The 18093-nt window shown below is 74.4% G+C and carries 14 protein-coding genes; 8 read left to right on the top strand and 6 right to left on the bottom strand.

Annotation, left to right across the window (positions count from 1 at the left end; all coding sequences use genetic code 11):
• Positions 1-18: 18 nt before the first annotated feature.
• Together BL253_RS40715 and BL253_RS33620 are read right to left on the bottom strand one after the other, a co-directional pair.
• The gene (locus BL253_RS40715) at positions 19-2640 is read right to left on the bottom strand and encodes a glycosyltransferase family 39 protein (RefSeq protein ID WP_241835376.1); all 2622 of its coding nucleotides are present in this window, start codon (positions 2638-2640) and stop codon (positions 19-21) included.
• 529 nt (positions 2641-3169) lie between these two features.
• Positions 3170-3790: a DinB family protein gene (locus BL253_RS33620; RefSeq protein ID WP_081438962.1), complete on the bottom strand. Its 621-nt coding sequence runs from the start codon at positions 3788-3790 to the stop codon at positions 3170-3172.
• 319 nt (positions 3791-4109) lie between these two features.
• Between BL253_RS33620 and BL253_RS33625 the strand changes: the two genes are divergently transcribed.
• Positions 4110-4856, top strand: coding sequence for a response regulator transcription factor (locus tag BL253_RS33625; protein WP_076821575.1), 747 nt, complete (start codon positions 4110-4112; stop codon positions 4854-4856).
• 115 nt (positions 4857-4971) lie between these two features.
• The gene (locus BL253_RS33630) at positions 4972-5358 is read left to right on the top strand and encodes a response regulator transcription factor (RefSeq protein ID WP_076821577.1); all 387 of its coding nucleotides are present in this window, start codon (positions 4972-4974) and stop codon (positions 5356-5358) included.
• A 62-nt stretch (positions 5359-5420) separates the two neighbouring features.
• Here BL253_RS33630 and BL253_RS33635 read toward each other — a convergent pair whose 3' ends face one another.
• The 3 genes from BL253_RS33635 to BL253_RS33645 all read right to left on the bottom strand — a co-directional run bounded on the left by BL253_RS33635 (position 5421) and on the right by BL253_RS33645 (position 10914).
• Positions 5421-7889, bottom strand: coding sequence for an FtsX-like permease family protein (locus BL253_RS33635; protein ID WP_158230470.1), 2469 nt, complete (start codon positions 7887-7889; stop codon positions 5421-5423).
• Positions 7890-7892: 3 nt separating this feature from the next.
• Positions 7893-9938 carry a sensor histidine kinase gene (locus tag BL253_RS33640; RefSeq protein ID WP_076821579.1) on the bottom strand — a complete coding sequence of 682 codons (2046 nt, stop codon included), beginning with the start codon at positions 9936-9938 and terminating at the stop codon, positions 7893-7895.
• A gap of 97 nt (positions 9939-10035) precedes the next feature.
• Positions 10036-10914 (bottom strand): ABC transporter ATP-binding protein, encoded by an 879-nt coding sequence (locus tag BL253_RS33645; RefSeq protein WP_081438963.1) that lies wholly within the window; start codon positions 10912-10914, stop codon positions 10036-10038.
• Positions 10915-11214: 300 nt separating this feature from the next.
• Between BL253_RS33645 and BL253_RS33650 the strand changes: the two genes are divergently transcribed.
• The 4 genes from BL253_RS33650 (at position 11215) to BL253_RS33665 (ending at position 14383) form a co-directional block, all read left to right on the top strand.
• On the top strand, positions 11215-11409 hold the full coding sequence (locus BL253_RS33650; RefSeq protein ID WP_131831644.1) for a hypothetical protein: 195 nt from the start codon (positions 11215-11217) through the stop codon (positions 11407-11409).
• A gap of 142 nt (positions 11410-11551) precedes the next feature.
• Entirely contained in the window at positions 11552-12238 is a 687-nt protein-coding gene (locus BL253_RS33655) for a hypothetical protein (RefSeq protein ID WP_081438964.1), read from the top strand.
• A gap of 210 nt (positions 12239-12448) precedes the next feature.
• On the top strand, positions 12449-13087 hold the full coding sequence (locus BL253_RS33660; protein WP_076821583.1) for a TetR/AcrR family transcriptional regulator: 639 nt from the start codon (positions 12449-12451) through the stop codon (positions 13085-13087).
• Positions 13088-13240: 153 nt separating this feature from the next.
• On the top strand, positions 13241-14383 hold the full coding sequence (locus BL253_RS33665; protein ID WP_076821585.1) for an acyl-CoA dehydrogenase family protein: 1143 nt from the start codon (positions 13241-13243) through the stop codon (positions 14381-14383).
• 21 nt (positions 14384-14404) lie between these two features.
• Here BL253_RS33665 and BL253_RS33670 read toward each other — a convergent pair whose 3' ends face one another.
• The gene (locus BL253_RS33670) at positions 14405-15862 is read right to left on the bottom strand and encodes an amidohydrolase family protein (protein ID WP_076821586.1); all 1458 of its coding nucleotides are present in this window, start codon (positions 15860-15862) and stop codon (positions 14405-14407) included.
• Positions 15863-16533: 671 nt separating this feature from the next.
• Between BL253_RS33670 and BL253_RS33675 the strand changes: the two genes are divergently transcribed.
• The gene (locus BL253_RS33675) at positions 16534-17469 is read left to right on the top strand and encodes an acyl-ACP desaturase (protein WP_076821628.1); all 936 of its coding nucleotides are present in this window, start codon (positions 16534-16536) and stop codon (positions 17467-17469) included.
• A gap of 112 nt (positions 17470-17581) precedes the next feature.
• Positions 17582-17983: a hypothetical protein gene (locus BL253_RS33680; RefSeq protein WP_131831645.1), complete on the top strand. Its 402-nt coding sequence runs from the start codon at positions 17582-17584 to the stop codon at positions 17981-17983.
• Positions 17984-18093 lie beyond the last annotated feature (110 nt).

Genomic DNA, 18093 nt, shown 5'->3' on the forward strand with positions numbered 1-18093 from the left:
CGACTGCGCCTGCGGGCTCTACGCCGGCGACCCCACCGCCTGGACCAAATGACCACCAACCAGACCAGCAAGATTTACGCGCGGCTGCACTAGCAGGCCGCCCATCCCGCCGCCCCTGCCGGCGAACCCGCCGCCGCCCAGACCACCGGCACCCCCCTGGCCGCCAGTGCCACCCTGGCCACCGGGGAAGCCAGGAGCCCCACCAGCGAAACCGCGGCCGAGGCCGCCACCGGGCGCCGCTCCGCCCCGCGAGGGGAAGCCGCCCTGGCCCTGCTGACCCTGACCCTGCTGACCCTGACCCCCGGGGAATCCGCCCGCGGGACGGGCGTTGCCCCCGCCGGCCGACGGGCCCGCGCTCGGGAGCGCGCCCGTGTGCGGCGAGTCCGCGGTCGCCAGCGCGTAGCTGGTCGGTCCGAGCAGGCAGCCGACCAGCGCCAGGCCCGCGACGGCGACGCCCGCGCGGGCCGGCAGCCGGGACGCACCCAGGAGCAGCACCGCGCCCGCGAGCCCCACCACGAGCACGGCGGGGCGCAGCCACTCGTGCCAGCCGGCGGTGCGGTGGAGCAGCCGGGCGCACCACCACGCCGTGAGGGCCGTGACAGCGGCGAGCGTGACGGCGGCGGCCGGATGCCCGCGACGCTCCCAGAGCGCCACCGACCCCATGCCGACCAGCGCGCCGATCGCCGGGGCCAGCGCGACCGTGTAGTAGGGATGGAAGATCCCCTGCATCTCGCTGAACACGATGCCCGTCACCAGCAGCCAGCCGCCCCACACCAGGAACGCCGCGCGCGCTCTGTCGGTGCGCGGAGTCCATCGCCGCTGGCGGACCGGCTCCGGGCCGGCCGCGGAGTGCGTCGCGGAAGGGGCTTGGGGCGGCTGGCCGGTCGGCTCATGGCCGGCCGCGGACGGCGCCGGCGACGGAGTCGCCCACAGCCGCCGGTAGGCGGGCTCCGCGCCGCCCGACGAGAACGGCATGACCCGCGACGTCACCCACAGGCCGGCGACGAGCAGCACGAGGGCGGCCGGCAGCAGCCAGGCGACCTGGCCGCCGATCTCGCTGTTGAACATCCGGCCCCAGCCGGTCTGGCCCCAGCCGCCGCCGGCCGTCGGCGGCCCGAACACCCGTCCGGCCGCGGCCCCGGCGCCGGTGCCCCTGCCGCCGGGGCCCCCGCCCACGCTGCCTGTCTCGTCGCCGGTCAGCCGGCCGAAGCCGTTGTAGCCGAGGGTCAGCTCAAGAATGCTGTTGTGCTGGGAGCCGCCGATGTACGGGCGGGCGGACGCCGGGACGAGCTCCACCACGGCGATGTACCAGCCGGCCGACGCGACCAGCGCGAGGCCGGAGAGCAGCACGTCGCGCACCCGCCGGCCGATCCCCGTCGGCGCCGCGACCAGGTACACGACCGCGAGCACCGGCACGATCAGGAACGCCTGCAGCATCTTGGTCAGGAAGCCGAACCCGACCAGTACCCCGGCGAGCGCCAGCCAGCGCGCGCTCGCCCGTTCGACGGCCCGCAGCGTCGCGTACGCCGCGCCGATGAGCAGCAGCACCAGCAGCGCGTCCGGGTTGTTGAACCGGAACATCAGTACCGCCACCGGTGTCGTCGCGAGGACGAGCCCGGCGATCAGGCCGGCGGCCGGGCTGAACGCCCGCCGGACGGTCGCGTACAGCAGCCCGACGGAAGCGACGCCGCACACCGCCTCCGGCACCAGGATGCTCCACGAGCTCAGGCCGAAGATCCGCACCGACAGGCTCATCAGCCACATCGCGACCGGCGGCTTGTCGACGGTGATCGAGTTGCCGGCGTCCGAGGACCCGTAGAAGAGCGCCTTCCAGCTCTGCCCGCCGGCCTGCGCCGCCGCCGAGTAGAAGGCGTTCGCCCACCCGGGCTGGCCCAGTCCCCAGAGGTAGAGCACCGCGGTCGCCGCCAGCAGCACGAGCAACGCCGGCCGGGCCCACCGCGGGTCGTCCGCCCGTCCCCTGGCCACCCGCGCGAGCCGTCCGCGCCACCCCTGCCCGCCGTCCGCCAGGCCGCCGTCCGCCAGGCCGTCCCTCGCCGGGGCGGCGTACCGCCCCGGCGGATCGGCCAGGTCCGCGGCCCTTGGCTGACCGATCGACTCGCGCAGACCAGTCGACGCGGGCGGAGCGGCCACGGCGACGGCCCCGGCCGCGCCCACCGCGGTCGGGACGCTCGCGGACGCGCCCAACGCGCCGGTCGGCACGGCCTCGGCGGTCGGGCTGCCTACGCCGGTCGGGCCAGTCGGGCGGGGCACGGCGGTCGAGCCGGGCGCAGCGGTCGAGCCGGGCACGGCGGTCGAGCCGGTCTCGGCAGTCGAGCCGGTCTCGGCAGTCGAGCCGGTCTCGGCAGTCGAGCCGGTCTCGGCAGTCGAGCCGGTCTCGGCAGTCGAGCCGGTCTCGGCAGTCGAGCCGGTCTCGGCAGTCGAGCCGCCGAGGCCGGTCGAGCGCGGCGCGGCGGTCGAGCCGGGCACGGCGGTCGAGCCGGGCACGGCGGTCGAGCCGGGCACGGCGGTCGAGCCGGGCACGGCGGTCGAGCCGGGCACGGCCTCGGCGTAGTCAGGGACGGCTCGCTGCCCTGGCAGGTCCGCCGTGGTGGCGCGCGACACCGGCTCGTGCGTTGTCATGTACTCAAGGGTCGCCGGGGCGGCTGTGGTTTTCCTGAACGGGTTCCTAAACGCTGCCAGCGGCCCGCGCGGCGCGGCGTGCCCTCAATCGGACGTGGGCATTGGCCTCGCCGGTCCGACGCACGACGCCGCTCCATGATCCGGTGGGATTTTCGGTGCTACAGGTCGGAAAATTCCACCAGATCATGGAGCGGGTCCGCCGGCGCGCGGAGGCGTGGAGGTTCGGAGGCTCGGCGCCTCCCGAGGTCCGCGCGAGCCGAGACCCGGAGCTCGCTGATTCGCCGGCAGCCTCTGACGCCCGCCGCCGGCCGACTGCCGCCGGTTGACCGCCACCGGCTGACCGCCGGTTGACTGTCGGTTGACTGCCGGTTGACTGCCGGTTGACTGTCGGTTGACTGCCGGTTGACTGCCGCCGGCCGGCGGCCGGCGGCCGGCGGCCGCAGGGCGTCGGGCGTCGGGCGTCGGGCGTGGACCCGAGAACGGCGGGGCCGGGGGCGGGGCCGCGGTCGCGAGCGGGGCAGAGGCGGGATCAGCCCATGGTGCGGGCGCCGTCCAGGGACTCGCGGATGATGTCGGCGTGGCCGGCGTGCTGGGAGGTCTCGGCGATGAGGTGCAGGAGCACCCGGCGGGCCGACCAGCTCGCGCCCGGCTCGAACCAGGGCGCCTCCGGCAGCGGGTGGCCGGTCCCGAGGTCCGGGATGCCGGCGACGATCTCCTCGGTGCGCCGGGCGACCTCCTCGTAGCGCGCCAGGGCGTCGGCGAGCGTCTCACCGTCCGCCAGGCTGAACTCCGCCTCACGCTCGCTGAAGCCGTTCACGAACGCGTCCGCGCCGCGCACCACGAAGTCCATCCACCGCCGCTCGGTGAGGGCGACGTGCCTGATCAGCCCGCCGAGGGTCAGCGCGCTCACCGTGGTACGGGCGGCGGCCTGCTCGTCGGTGAGGTTCTTGGTGGTGAAGCGCAGGAAGAACCGGTGGCGCGCCAGGGTCTCCAGCAGCTCAGCGTGCTCGCCGGTGAGCGCGGGGGCGTCGGCGCCGGCTTTGTTGACCGCCGGCGTGGCCTCGCCGCCTCCGGCCGGATCCGCGGCGCCGGACTCGAGGGTGGCGGTGCCAGGGGAGGTGCCGGTGGAGGTGGTCGTGATGGTTGTCATCGTCGCTGGGCCTTCCTGTACGGCTTGCGCCTGTTGGGAGATGACCTTCGACGCCATGGGGCCCACCCTTCTGGAGACCAGCGGGAGGTCCGCCGGCGTCGTCCGTCAGAACCGACGCTAGAAGCGATAACGGCCAGATCCTGTCCGCATTCGGGGAAGATTTCCGAGCCAAGGGATTTCAGGCCAGGTCCAGTCGTCTGGCCCGCGCGCGGCGCGCGACGGCCCGAGCGGACCGGTTCGGCGCCGCGTCGCCGATGAGACACTTGTCCGTGCAAGGGCTGCCACCCCATTGGCGCGATCGTGCGCTTAGGGTTGGACGGTGGCCATCCGCGTATTGCTCGCCGAGGACGACGCGCTGCTACGGCATGGCCTCGCGACGCTGATCGAGCGGACCGACGGAGTGGAGCTGGCCGGCGCCGTCACGGACCGGCCGTCGGTGGAGCAGGCCGTCCGCGAGCTGTCCCCGGACGTCGTCGTCACCGATATCCGGATGCCGCCGACGCGGACCGACGAGGGCATCCAGGTCGCCGCCTGGCTACGCCGGGAGCACCCGGGTGTCGGCGTCGTCGTGCTCARCCAGTTCGCCGAGGCGACCTACGCGCTCGCGCTGCTGGAAGGCGGCTCCGCGGGGCGTGCCTACCTGCTCAAGGAACGCGTCGCCGGGCTGGACGAGCTGCTGCGGGCGATCCGCGCGGTGGCGGCCRGCGAGTCGGTGATCGACCCGGCCGTCGTCGAGGGCCTCGTCGCCGCCAACACCAGGCGCACCCATTCCGAGCTCGACCGGCTGACCCCGCGGGAGCGTGAGGTGCTCAGCCACATGGCCCAGGGCTGGAGCAACGCGGCGATCGCCGCGAGCCTGGTGCTCTCGGAGCGCGCGGTCGAGAAGCACAGCAACTCGATCTTCGCCAAGCTGGGCCTCACCGACGAACCGGACCTGAACCGCCGCGTCAAGGCCGTCCTGCTCTACCTGCACTCGGGCCAGCAGAACACCACGGGCAAACCCGACGGTTCGCCGAACACCCGCCAGGCCCGCCCAGGCGCCGGCCGCGCCCCCCGCGTCAGCTGAGAAAGAACCGCGCCCCCGCCACCGCCTCCGGCGGCCGGCAGGGGGGTTAGCCACACCCTTCGACGTGGGTGGTCGCATCCTGGGTTAGAGCGGGATGGGCGGACACACTGGGTTCATGACCTCCCCCTCCGCCGTCTCGGTCCTTGTCGTGGATGACCAGCGGCCCTTTCGCCTGGCGGTACGCGCCGTTGTCCGGCGCGCGCCGGGATTCGTCCTGGCCGGCGAGGCGGACACGGGCGAGGCTGGCGTCGCCGCCGCCGAGTCGCTGCGCCCGGACCTCGTCCTGATGGACGTGAACCTGCCCGGCATCGACGGTGTCGTCGCCGGCAGCCGGATCCGCGACRCCGACCCGCACACCGTCGTGGTTCTCTGTTCCACCTACGGCAAGACCGATCTCCCCGCGACCGTCGCCACCAGCGGCATGGACTACCTCCACAAGGCGGACCTCGCGCCCGCGGTGCTGCGCGCCCTCTGGGAACGCCGCCCCCTCGACGGCGACTAGCCAGCGCTGGCGCGCGGCGCCGCCGGCGTTGGCGCAGGCGCAGGCAGGCACCGGCACCGGCCTCAGCCGGATCGCGAGTGGACCGAGGGCCGCAGCCAGGCGTTGCGCGGGGCTGGGATGAGCGCCGCGAGAGCTCCGATGACCAGGGCCACCGGCGGCAGTGCCAGCAGCAGCAGGCCCGGGACGGCGACGTCGCCCCCGACTCCGGTGGCGTCCGCGATCTCCCACCACACCAGGCGCCCGACACCGAGGCCGAGGGGAATCCCGACGCCGACCGCGCCGAGCGCCGTCACGCAGGCCGCCGTCACCGAGGCCGCGGCCGTCTGCGCCGGGGTGCTCCCGAGCGTGCGCAGCACGCCGGCCTCCCCCGCGCGCCGCCGCCAGCTCGTCGTCACCGCGTGGACCAGCGCGATGGCCGCGAGGCCGCCGAGCACCATCTCGAGCACCTCGGGCAGCCTGCCGATGCCGCCGAGGTTCGCGACCTCCGTCGGCGGCCGCCGCGGCGACACCTCGTACTCGTCGCCGAGGTCCCCGACGAGCGACGCCACCGGCACGCCGTCGGCGGCGGTGACCAGGCCGTCCCACCAGGGCGCCGTCCGCTGGGTCCGCTCGAGCACGCCCGGGTCGAGCAGCAGGTTGTCGCCGAGTCGTTCCCCGCCGACCGGGGGCCCGAGCCCGATGCCCACGACGGTGACCCGCGCCCCGCGGTCGTCACCCGGCCGGGGCGCCAGCTCGAGGACGTCGCCGACCTCGACGCCCAGGTTCCGGGCGGCACGCGTCCCGACCACCGCCTCGCCCGGGCCGCGGCCGAGCCGGCCGGAGAGCATCGTCCAACGCTGTTCACCGGTCGACGAATGGACGGCGTACGCGGTGACCTCGACACAGCCGGGACCCGGGCTCGCCGCGGGCGCTCCCTGCGTCCGCCGGCTGGAGCTGTCCTCGGCGGTGCCCATCGCGCCGCAGCCGCCGCCCGCGAGCACCGTCGACCGGGCGACCAGGCTGACGGCCGCTATCCAGGGGTCCACCTTCAGCCGCGCGACGATGTCGGGCCGGGCGTCCAGGAGGTCGAGGTCGGCCGTCCAGCCGTAACGGTTGGGATCTTCCACAAGCCGGTCCACGCCGTGCGCGACCGTCGCCGCGGCCACCAGCGCCGCGGCCGAGAGCATGGCCGTGATGACGGAGGGACGACGGCCCGACGAGGGCCGGTGTCCGGTGAGCGCGAACCGCGCGCCCACCCACAGCCAGGCCGGCCCCGCCCAGGCAGGGCCGGGCCGCAGCCAGCTGGCGCGCACCGGGCCGACGGCGCGCGTGGCCCCCGCCGCGGCCCGGCCGCGGCCCGCGCGCGCGGCCGACCATCCCGCGAAGGCCAGGAAGAGACCGGCGGTGGCCACCGCGGTGATCCCAGCGATCGCGAGGTTGGGCGCGTAGCCAGGATGGGGCTCGAGGTCGGCGAGCGGGCCGATCGGCTCCAGCCGCCCGGCGAGCAGCGGTCCCAGCGCGGCGACCAGCCCGGCGAGCGCCGCCGCCGGGGCGGCCGCGAGCACCCGCGCCGCCGCTCTTCCGGCCGGTGTCACGCCGAGCACGGCCTCGATCCGCTGCTCCGTCACGCGCGCGTAATGGTGTCGCGCGAACGCCACCGCGGCGGTGGCGAGCCCGGTCACCCCGACGACGACGGCGAACGCCACCAGGCCGGTCAGCAGCACCCGGGTCGTGGCCCCGACGCGGGCGTCCGAGTCGGTCGCCGGATGGCTCACCTCGAGAACCGGGAACTCGGCCGCCTGAGGGTCCTGTTCGTCACCGGCCGCCGCGGCGGCGCGGGCGAGCGCCGCGTCGGCACGCGCCACCGCGTCAGGAGCCGGCACCAGCTTGATCATGACGGTGATGCCGACGGAGGCGAGGTCCTGGGCCACGGCGGGCGAGACCAGCAGCGGTGTCTGCTGCGCCGTCGCGCCGGCCATCCGGACGAGGCCGGTCACCCGGACTGTGATCCGTGGCCCGTGCGGCATCCCGAAGCCGGTGTCGAAGCTGAAGAAGTCCTCTCTGGTCAGTGTCCGCAAGGTCAGGACGTCGTCGACCCGGACCCCGAGCGACCGGGCCGTCCGCTCGTCGAGAACCGCCTCCGCCGCGGTCGGGTCGTAATCCCGGCCCTTCACGACCACCGGGGTGTAGACGCCGACCTCCGAGCCAGGCTGGTGACCGGCGAGCATCCCGAGGTACACGACTCCCGGCCGGTTCTCGACCCGGGCCGCGGACCCCGCGGTGACCCAGACGGACTTCAGACCGGGAACCACCGACGCGGCCCTGGCCGCGAGCCCCGGGCCGCCGGGCACCGTGATCTGCAGGTCCGGCACCGCCGTCACGCGTTCGAGCCGGGCGGGGGCCGTCCCTGTGCGCCGGGTAAGCGCGGCCGCGCCGCCGACGACCGCGCCGACCAGCCCGACGAGCAGGCCGAGCGCGACCAGGCTGAGCCAGCGACGCCGCAGCTGCCCGAGGGCGATCATGCGGACGGCGCCGAACACCGGGGCTGCCATGTCTCAGCCGCCGTTCCCGCCGGGCTCGCCCGGCCTGGGCGTCGCACGCGCGTCCGACGCCGCCGGCACACGGCCGTCCGCCGTGGCCGCGCCCGCGCGGGCGCCACCCACCAGCGCCCCGGAGCCTTCCGTGGCTCCTGGGTCTCCTGTGCGTCCTGGGGCTCCCGAGCCTCCTGAGGCCCCCGTGGCGTCCTCGTCTGCCGCCGCGCCGCCCACCGATGGGCCGACGGCCACCGAGCCACCCGCGGCGGCACCTCCCGGGCCCGCGCCAGAGCTGGACGCGGGACCGGCACCAGTGCCGGGGCCGGGATTGGGGCCGGGGCCGGAAGGCAGCGTCGAGTCGCCGGCCGAAGGGGTGGCGAGACCGCTGGCGACGCTGCCCGTGTTGTCAGCCAGCGGGACGACGGCGCCCAGCCGCACTCCCTTGCCCGGAGCCGACTCGATCGTGAGCGAGCCACCGATCGCGCCGATCCGGTCGCGCATGTTCGTGAGCCCCTGGCCGGCGAGTCGCCGCCGTGGGTCGAAACCGGGGCCGTCGTCGGCGACGCTGAACGCCAACGCGTCCTCGCGCTCGGTCAGGGCGATCTCCACCTGGCTGCCGGGCGCGTGCTTGGCGGCGTTCTGCAGAGCCTCCAGGCAGCAGAAGTAGACGGCCGCCTCGACATCCGGCCCGTGCCGGCCGACGCCGTCCGTGACGAGCCGTACACCCAGCGGGGAGCGAGAGGCGGCGGCGCGCAGGGCCTCGGTCAGGCCGGAGGAGCGCAGCAGCGGCGGGTAGATCCCCTGCGCGAGGTTGCGCACCTCGGCGATCGCGGCGGTCACCTGCTCGGCCATCTCGCCGATCAGCTCCTCGGCGGCCTCGGTGTCCTCGGTGACCAGGTCACGCACCAGCCGCAGGCCGATCGCGAGCGAGACCAGCTGCTGTTGGGCCCCGTCGTGCAGGTCCCGCTCGATCCTGCGCCGCTCGGCGTCGGCGGCCGCGACCAGCCGGGCCCGGGAGACCCTCAGCTCGTCGTTCACCCGGCGCAGGTCGACGAGCGCCTCGCGCAGGTTCGCGTCGAGCTGCCGGTTGTGCAGCACGGCGCCCAGCCGGGTGCCGAGCTCGGCGAGCAGCCGGTCCTCCGTCTCGCTGAACCGCGGGTCGTCCACCCACCGTTCGGCGACGAGCAGGCCGAGCAGCGCGCCGCCGGCCCGTGCCGGGACGACGCGCAGCTGGATGCCCGGCCGGGCCCAGACCAGCCGCGGCACCCACAACGACAACCAGCCAGGACCCGCGACCCTGGCCCGCGACAGCGCGACCAGGTCGCCGGCGGACAAGGAGAGCGTCTCGCCCACCCGGGCCTGCCCCAGGCCCGCGTCCGCGAGCTCGGACGCGCCGCCCCGGCCGTCCGGTGACGGGACGGAGGACCGGAGCGGTGGGGGCTCTGGCAGCACGACGGCGGCTGTGAGCCGCCCGCCGGGCCCGGTCCAGATCTCGACGCGGCGCAGCGCCAGAGTGCGGCGCAGCGCGTCGGCGAGCTGCACGAGAGCCTGTTCCAGCGGCCCGTCCCGGCTCGTCTGCTCGCCGAACGTCGCCAGCACGTCGTCCGGCCGGAAGCGGCCGCCGCGCGCGGCCCGGCGGGCGGCGCGCCTGGCCGGTATCCGCAGCGCGACGCTGAGCGTCGCCGCGGTCGCCGCGCTGACCAGCACGGGCATGAGGAACCCGGCGCCGTCGTCCTCAGGGATCCGGCCGAGCGCGACCACCGACGCCGCGAGCGCCCCGGCCCCGACCAGCGCGAACGAGGCGACGTCCGCGCCGAGGATCAGCACCTGCTCGGCGTGCCGCCGCGGCGTGCCGAACCGGCCGGCGAGCACGCCCGCGGCGAGCAGCACCGCCGCCGACACGATCGGCACCCACCAGGGGGGATACCCGGCGCCCAGCAGCCGCGGCACGGCGCACAGCGCGGCGATGCCGGCGGCGGCGAGCACGGCGGCGACCAGCAACAGCCGTCGTGGGCGGGAGGTCGTCTCGCGCGGGCGCGGCGGCGCGGCGAGCGGTGGCAGGCTCACCGTCGCACCTCGCCGCGTCCCCGGACGCCGGCGCCATCGCCGAGGCCGCTGCCGCTGCCGCCATCGCCGCGGCGTATGCCTGTGTCGGGTCCTCGGGTCACGGCAGGTCCTCGAGACCGGACGGGCTCTCGATCTGGCCGTCGCGCATGGCCACGATCCGCTGCGCGCCGGCGGCGACCGCGGCGTCGTGGGTGACCATCACGATCGTCTGTCCACGCGCGTGCAGCCTGGTGAACAGGTCGAGCACCTCGGCCGCGCCGGCGGAGTCCAGCGCGCCCGTCGGCTCGTCGGCGAGCAGCAGCGTCGGGCTCCCGGCGAGCGCCCTGGCGATCGCGAGCCGCTGACGCTGGCCACCGGACAGCGTCGCGGGCAGCGCCTCGGCCCGCTCCAGCAGGCCGAGCACGTCGAGGAGGTCCTGCGCGCGGCGCACCGCGGCACGCCGGCCGAGCCCGGCGAGCCGCGCGGCCAGCACCACGTTGTCGGCCGCCGTCATGCTCTCGAGCAGGTGGAAGAACTGGAACACCATGCCCACGTGCCGGCGGCGCAGCCGGGCGAGCCGGGTCTCGGACAGCTCGCCGAGCGCCTGACCGGCGACCACCACGGATCCGTCGTCCGCGCGCTCCAGCCCGGCGATGATGTTGAGCAGCGTGGACTTGCCGCTGCCGGACGGGCCGGTGACGGCGACGAACTCGCCGGGCCAGACCGTGAGCGACGTCCCGCGCAGCGCCCGTACCGGGGCCACCTCCGCGTCGAAGGTCCGGTGCACGCCGACCACCGCCACGACCGGCTCCGGCGAGGTCCCCCAACGCTCCGGACCGTCCGCCGGGCGGTCAGTGACGCCCGCGGAGCGCGCGTCACCGTCGCCTGAGCCTCCGCCCGTCGCGATCGCGCCGACAGCGCCGCGCATCCGCACCCCGTCCCCCCGGTCCGACTCCGTCACGTCACGACGGCCGACGCCGCGTTCCCATGTTCCCAAGGACGTCCGCCTCCGGGGGCGTGTTTCGAACCGCATGATCGCGCCCATGGCCGGTCGGGCTCGGCCCGGACGGACACGGATCACCCCGCCGCGCGGGGATGACTGGATTCCAGCGGATTCTCGCGACGTGGGGAAGCGGGATAACCGCCCCACGGAAGTGGTGCTGGCCTCCCCGRCCGTTCGCCGGCTGGCACCGTCGCTGGGCGGTGCCGCGATGACGCACAGTCGTGCCGCTGCCCCTTCCGGCAACGAACCGACCACCGCGGCTTCCCGCCCCGGCGTCTCGACGAGGAGACCATGATGACCAGCACCAGCCCGGTGACCTTCCCCTACGGCGACGTCACCGCGGTGCCCGCCGCGGGCAGGGCGGCCTCGGCCAGCCAGGACACGGCGGCCACGATCGTGGCCACCGCCACCGCCGAAGAGTCTGGAAGGCAGCACTTTCAGGCGCTCACGCGTCGGAACGCCCACACCGGGACACCAGCGGGCTATTGATCGGGTATTCCGTGTCCGCRACGCTTCGTACGCAGTCGTACGCCAAATACCAGAGTGGTCTGTCAGCAGTCTGACTCCTTCTGATCGCGATCTCATCGCGATTCACCTGAATGAGCCGAGCACACTTGGGGATGTGCAACCCATGGCCCGACACCGAGTCGACTCCCGGACCGCCCCGCGGGTAGCCTCCGCCGCGCCACACCGCCGTTCCGGCGGCAGGCACGCGGCTCGCCCCGCGGCCCAGGCGACCTCCCGGACCGTGGTTGCGCGGCGGATCGCCCTGCCCGCGGCCACGGTCGCTGTCGCGAGCGTCGTCACCATCGGCGGCGCGGTCGCCTTCGCGACCAGCCCGCGGGACGCCGCGGAACCCATAGCCCGCACGGCCGCGACCGCGCCGGTCGGCGCGGCGAGCCCAGACGGCGCACCCGCCGGCGCCACCCCGCCCGTGGGCGAGGCGGCGGCCGCGGGCGTCCCCGCGGGCGCGGCCCGGCCCGTCGCCGCCGGAGCGGCCGCGCCGTCGTCCGCGGACGCGGCGGCGATCACCGCCGCGATCAGATCGAGCGACCTGACCGGCCAGGTCCCCGCGACCTCCTACCAGGTCGACCACATCGAGATCGCCGGCAGCGACCCGAACTGGGCGCGAGCCGAGCTGACGCCGGTGACCGCGGACATCGACCGGGCCTATGGCGTGCTGCACCGGACCGAGTCCGGCTGGCGGCTGGAGCAGCTCGGCAGCTACGAGGTCGGCTGCACGCTCGTCCCGCCCCAGGCCCGTGCCGACCTGGCTCTCGACTGCCCGCCGCCCGCCGCCACGACATACAGCACCTGAGCCGGGCTCGGCGGGGGCGGGCGGGGCGCAGGCCGCAGCGCCCGGGGACAGTCGAGATTCCTCGACCGATGGCACAGCGCAATTGAATGACTACCAAGGGTTAAAGTGGTGGCAATTTATTGCGCGCGCAATGAATGCCGGGCCGCCTCAATCCGCGCCTGACTGCGGGCGTTCGAAACGAACACGCGTTTTGACAGGCAGACTGGGCTGATGGCATTGCGCAGTCCCGCCGCCGGGCGCCGTCGCCAGCCGGAGGTCACCCGGGACCGGCTGCTCGCCGCGGCCGTCGACCTGTTCGCCGAACGGGGTTACGACGGCGTACGCGTCCGCGACATCGCCGACCGGGCGGGGGTGACCACCGGCGCGATCTACTCGCATTACCCGGACATGGCCTCGCTGCTCGCCGACGCCGCCGGGCACGCCGTCGACCACGCCGTACAGGCAGTCGCGCACGTCGGCCACGGCGAGCTCGGCGACGCGCTGCTGGCCGCCGCCACGTCGGCCGCGGCCGGACGGCGGCTGTCACGCGAGCAGGCGCTGCTGCTCGAGGCGATCGTCGCCGCCCGCCGGGAACCGACGCTGCGCCAGGCCCTCGGCGAGGTGCTGCGCGAGCGGTTCGAGCTGGTACGCGGCGCCATCGAGCAGGCGCGCGACGACGGCGAGCTGCGCGACGACCTGTCCCCCGACGCCATCGCCTGGTTCCTCTACCTGGCCCCGATCGGGTTGCTCACCGGCCGCGCCGCGGGGATGGCCGGGCCCGACCTGGACKAGCTGCGCGCGGTCTTCGAGGCCGTCGTCTCCGGCCTGCGCGTCCCACCCCCGTCGCCGCCCCCGCCCGTCGAGTACTGAGGGCTGTCCCGCGCGATTCCGGCGATCACGGGATCGGATAACAGTCGTTAGCTATCGTTTAGTCCGCCACTGTCCAGCGAGGCCGGGCGCGACGCGGCGCGCGGCCCCGGACGGCCGTCGCGCACTGGCGGCCAGCGGATACCGGAGGAAATCATGCGGCGCACCCTGTTCGACGAGGAACACCTGCTCCTGCGGGACGCGTTCCGCGCCTTCCTGGCCGAGCACGTCACGCCGTATCACGCCGACTGGGAGAAGGCCGGGATCGTCGACCGGGCGGTCTGGACGGAGGCCGGCAAGCAGGGCTTCCTTGGATTCGACGTTCMCGAGGAGTACGGCGGCGGCGGCCAGGACGACTTCCGCTACAACGCCGTCATCACCGAGGAGTGCGGGCGCGCGGGCACCACCGGCCTCGGCTACACGCTGCACAACGACGTCGTGGCGCCCTACCTGATCAAGCTCTGCACCGACGAGCAGAAGCGGCGCTGGCTGCCCGGCTTCTGCTCGGGGGAGATCGTCACCGCGATCGCGATGACCGAGCCGGGCGCGGGCAGCGACCTGCGCGGCATGCGGACCTCGGCCCGCAAGGACGGGAGCGACTGGCTTCTCTCCGGCTCCAAGACGTTCATCACCAACGGCATTCACTCCGACCTGGTGATCGTCGCCGCCCGCACCTCCGAGCTGAAGGGCGGACGCGGGCTCTCGCTGTTCGGGGTGGAGCGCGGGATGCCCGGCTTCACCCGCGGCCGCAACCTCGACAAGGTCGGCATGAAGGCGCAGGACACCGCCGAGCTGTTCTTCGACGACGTCCGGGTACCGGCGGCGAACCTGATCGGCGAGGAGGGGGCCGGCTTCCTGCACCTGGTCGGCAACCTGCCCCAGGAGAGGCTCTCGGTCGCGGTGCTGGCCGCCGCGTCGATGGAGGCCGTGCTTCAGTACACCGTCGAGTACTGCAAGAGCCGCAAGGCCTTCGGCCAGTCGATCGGCAGCTTCCAGAACAGCCGGTTCGTGCTCGCCGAGCTCGCCACCGAGACCCAGGTGGTACGCACGTTCATCGACCGGTGCATCGAGGAGCTGGTCGCGGGTCAGCTCTCGGCCGAGGACGCGGCGATGGCGAAGTGGTGGTCGACGGAGCTGCAGGTCAAACTGATCGACCGCTGCCTGCAGCTGCATGGCGGCTATGGCTACATGACGGAGTACCCGGTCGCCCGCGCCTACCTCGACGCCCGGGTGCAGACCATCTACGCCGGCACCACCGAGATCATGAAGGAGATCATCGGCCGCGGCCTCGGCGTGTGACCCGCTCTGGGTGAACGGCGCTCAGCCGTCGTTGGACGACGGCTTCGCCGGCCGCCTGGCCGTGGCCGGCTTCGCGGCGGGTTCCTTCTTCGCGGGTTCCCGCTTGGCCGGCTCGGACGTGCTCGACCGCCCCGCCGGTCGCTTCGCCGGGGCCGGCTTCGCGGGACCAGCCTTCGTGGCCGGCGCCCGCTTGGCGGGGGCCCGCCTGCTCGTCGTGCCGGCCGGCCGCTTCGCCGCGGCCCGCTTCGTCGCCGCCGGCTCTTCGGCCGGCTCCGCCAGGCCGTAGACCCGACGGGCGTTGCCGGCGCCCACCATGACGGCGACGCGGTCCGCGTCCTCGGCCGTCCAGTCGCCGTCCGCGATGCCCGCGGCCAGGAAGGCGGCGAGCGCCCGGCGGAACAGGCGCGCGCCCAGCAGGTACAGCTCGGCGAGGGCGAACGCGTCCGTGGAGAACAGCAGCTTGCCGAACGGCGCGAGCTCCAGCGCCTCGGCGAGAACGGTCGCGCTCGCCCGGCCGACGTTGTGGGTCGCCAGGCCGACGTCCAGGTAGACGTGCGGGAAGACCTGCGCGAGGTAACCCGCCTCCCGGTGGAACGGGTAGCAGTGCAGCAGCAGCACCGGTGCGCCGGTGGGCATCAGCGCCCGGAGCATGTCGGTGAGCAGCAGCGGGTTGGCCCGCCTCAGGTGCAGGTCGGTGTCCCCATAGCCGGTGTGGATCTGTACCGGCAGGCCCAGGTCGGCGCCCACCCAGATGAGGAAGCTGTGCAGCACCGGATCCGCGAGCCGGATCGGCGCGCCGGCACGCAGCCGGCCGACCCAGGACCGCACAGCGGCGATCACCACTCGGTCGGTGGGCCGCTCGGCGGGCAGCTCCAGGCCCACGCGGTACGCGGCCACCGACTTCACCCCGACGACGGGAGCACTGTCACCGCTGGCGGGGCCCGCGCCGGCGCCGGCGCTCGCGCCGGCGCCGCCGGCCGCCGCCCGCGCCGCAAGCCGGGCGCGCACCTGGTCGGGGAAGTGCGCGACGCCGATCTGGCCGGTGACGATGTCGAGCGCCACCTGCTCGGCGAGCGGCTCGAGCCGGACGACATCATGGCCGCGGCCGCCCGCGGCCGCGGCGAGATCCGCGGCGCTGGTGAGGCGCTCCGGGGCGAACCCGGTATCGACGCAGAAGTCGGCGATGCCGGCCGACCGCAGCATCCGTGTCGCCACCTCGTCGGCGCCGAGCTCCGCCCGGCGGGCGAGGTAGTCGTCCGGTGGGGCGTGCGCGGGCAGGTCCAGCACCGGCGCGCAGTAGCGTCGCAGCGCGAAGCCGAGCTGGCTGTCGAAGAACGAGGCGCCTCGCGGCCCCGGATGGTCGGCCTCGGTCATGGCCCGTTCGAAGTCCGTGCGGTTCAGCTCGCGCCGCACCAGCCCGTGGCAGTGATGGTCGACCAGCGGGAGCGATTCGAGCGTCTCGATCCGTGGCACCGACACGCGGAGAACCTCCCCCGTATCCCGGCGTCGCAAGCCTCTGGGGCGCCGGGCACCCCGGACTGTCGGGTGCTTCGCGCGCTCCCGGCCTGGTTCGGGCGGGCACGGACGACGGCGAAGCGCGGGCATGACCCCCCAAGGCCTGTGGATAACCTGTGGAGAAGTGGGGGTGGCCTGTGTACAACCAGGCTGGTAGATCCGCCCCTATGGAGCTCGCGGGCTTCAACCGTCCTCTGTGCAGGGGTTTCCGGCGACCCGTCGCCTGTGGACGACTGTGGACAGTGTTCTTGGTTCGCTCCGTGCGGGCACGGCGCTACGGCCCCTTACTCGCTTCGCTCCCAAGGGACCTCCGCGCCGTGTCCTCCTCCGCTCACGGGCGCTCCGGCGACCTCGCTGCGGCCCGACCATGTTCGCTTCGCTCCATGGTCGGGCCTCCGCGAGGCGCGCCTCCGCGCCCAGCACGGTTGCGTGCCGCTGGACGTCACCAGATCCAAGCCCAGGACATCCGCAGGGCACATCGCTTCGCTCGTGGGAGGGGCCTCCGCGTTAGCGCGGTTGCGTTTGGCTTGGACGYCACCAATCCACGTCGACTGTTCCCCGGGAATAGTTCGGTGGTGGCAAGTCCACTCCGGGGGGACATGGTGGGGCCGGGGTTCGGCTGCGATGGTCAGTTCATGACCTCACCCACGGATCTGGATCTGCTGCGCGAGCTGGAGCCAGTCGCCGCGGCGAACATCGACCGGCACCTGAGCCTCGCCGCCGAGTGGATGCCGCACGAGTACGTGCCGTGGAGCCTGGGGCGTGACTTCGACACCCTGCCGTGGGAGCCGGGGCAGTCGACGCTGTCCGACGTCGCCCAGATCGCCTTCGAGGTCAACCTGCTCACCGAGGACAACCTGCCGAGCTACCACCGGGAGATCGTCTCGGCCTTTGGCCGCGACGGCGCCTGGGGTACCTGGGTCGGCCGGTGGACCGCGGAGGAGGGCCGGCACGCGATCGCGATGCGGGACTACCTGATGGTCACCCGCGGCGTCGACCCGGTGGCGCTGGAGCGCGGCCGGATGCACCAGATGGAGCTCGGCTACGACTCCGGCAGCAAGTCGCCGCTGCGGGTCATCGCCTACGTGACCATCCAGGAGCTGGCCACCCGAATCAGCCACCGCAACACCGGCCGGTTCACCGAGGAGCCGGTGGCCGAGAAGCTGCTGGCCCGGGTCGCCGCCGACGAGAACCTCCACATGATCTTCTACCGGAACCTCGTCACCGCCGCGCTGGAGCTCGCCCCGGACCAGACCGTGCTCGCCATCCGCGACGAGGTTCTCAACTTCGACATGCCCGGCACCGGCATCCTCGACTTCAAGTCCAAGGCCCGCCAGATCGCCGACGCCGGCATCTACAACCTGCGCGTCCACCACGACGAGGTGGTGACGCCGGTGCTGCGGCAGTGGCAGTTCTTCGCGCTGGAGGGCCTGGGCGCCGAGGCCGAGCAGGCCAGGACCGAGGTCGCGGCCTTTCTCGAGGGACTCGACGCCTTCGCCACCCTCCAGGAGGAGAAGCGCGCCGCCCGGGCCGCGCGGGCCGCCACCGGCGAGCTCGCCGCCCAGGCCTGAGCCCCCGAGGTCACGCCTGAGCCTGGYGTCTCACGCCAGCCCCAACGGCAACGGTACGAGTGACGTAGTCCATAGTGTCCTCGTGGGCAGCCATCGCCGCCGGAAGTGGCACGTGACCACATTCCCGGTCGTTGTAGCCACCTTCGGCGTCATCGCCCTCACCATCGGGCTGATGTTCGGCGGCCTGGGCAACCACGGCGAGGACACGGACCTGCTGCTGACGCGCCCCACGCCCGAGCTCTCGGTCTCGCCGTCTCCCCAGCTCTCGTCCTCCGCGCTCGACACGCCGACGGCGTCCTCGACGGCATCGGGCGACGTCACGCCCAGCGGAGCGGCGAGCCCTGTCGTCTCACCCGCGCCCCGCCCGGCCGGCGGCGGCAGCTCGACGCGTCCCGCCACGCCGCCCCCGTCGCCCGACCCTGGCACCGGGTCAGGCGGGGGCGGAGGTATCCAGCTCCCCCCGATCACCTGGCCCACCTGCGTTCAGACCGGCCACGGCATCCGCTGCCGCTGAACCGGCCTCCGGCCAGCCGCGTTCCCGCCGACCTCGACGATCCCGCCGAACCCACGGAACCCACGGAACCCACCGGCCGAGGAACCCACCGGCCGAGGAACTCGCGGCGG

The sequence above is a fragment of the Pseudofrankia asymbiotica genome (genome assembly GCF_001983105.1).
Taxonomy (GTDB): Bacteria; Actinomycetota; Actinomycetes; order Frankiales; family Frankiaceae; genus Pseudofrankia; species Pseudofrankia asymbiotica.

Coding starts and splice junctions, on each gene's coding strand:
- BL253_RS40715 (WP_241835376.1), bottom strand. CDS start 2,640: ATGACAACGCACGAGCCGGTGTCGCGCGCCACCACGGCGGACCTGCCA.
- BL253_RS33620 (WP_081438962.1), bottom strand. CDS start 3,790: ATGACAACCATCACGACCACCTCCACCGGCACCTCCCCTGGCACCGCC.
- BL253_RS33635 (WP_158230470.1), bottom strand. CDS start 7,889: ATGGCAGCCCCGGTGTTCGGCGCCGTCCGCATGATCGCCCTCGGGCAG.
- BL253_RS33650 (WP_131831644.1), top strand. CDS start 11,215: ATGACCAGCACCAGCCCGGTGACCTTCCCCTACGGCGACGTCACCGCG.
- BL253_RS33655 (WP_081438964.1), top strand. CDS start 11,552: ATGGCCCGACACCGAGTCGACTCCCGGACCGCCCCGCGGGTAGCCTCC.
- BL253_RS33675 (WP_076821628.1), top strand. CDS start 16,534: ATGACCTCACCCACGGATCTGGATCTGCTGCGCGAGCTGGAGCCAGTC.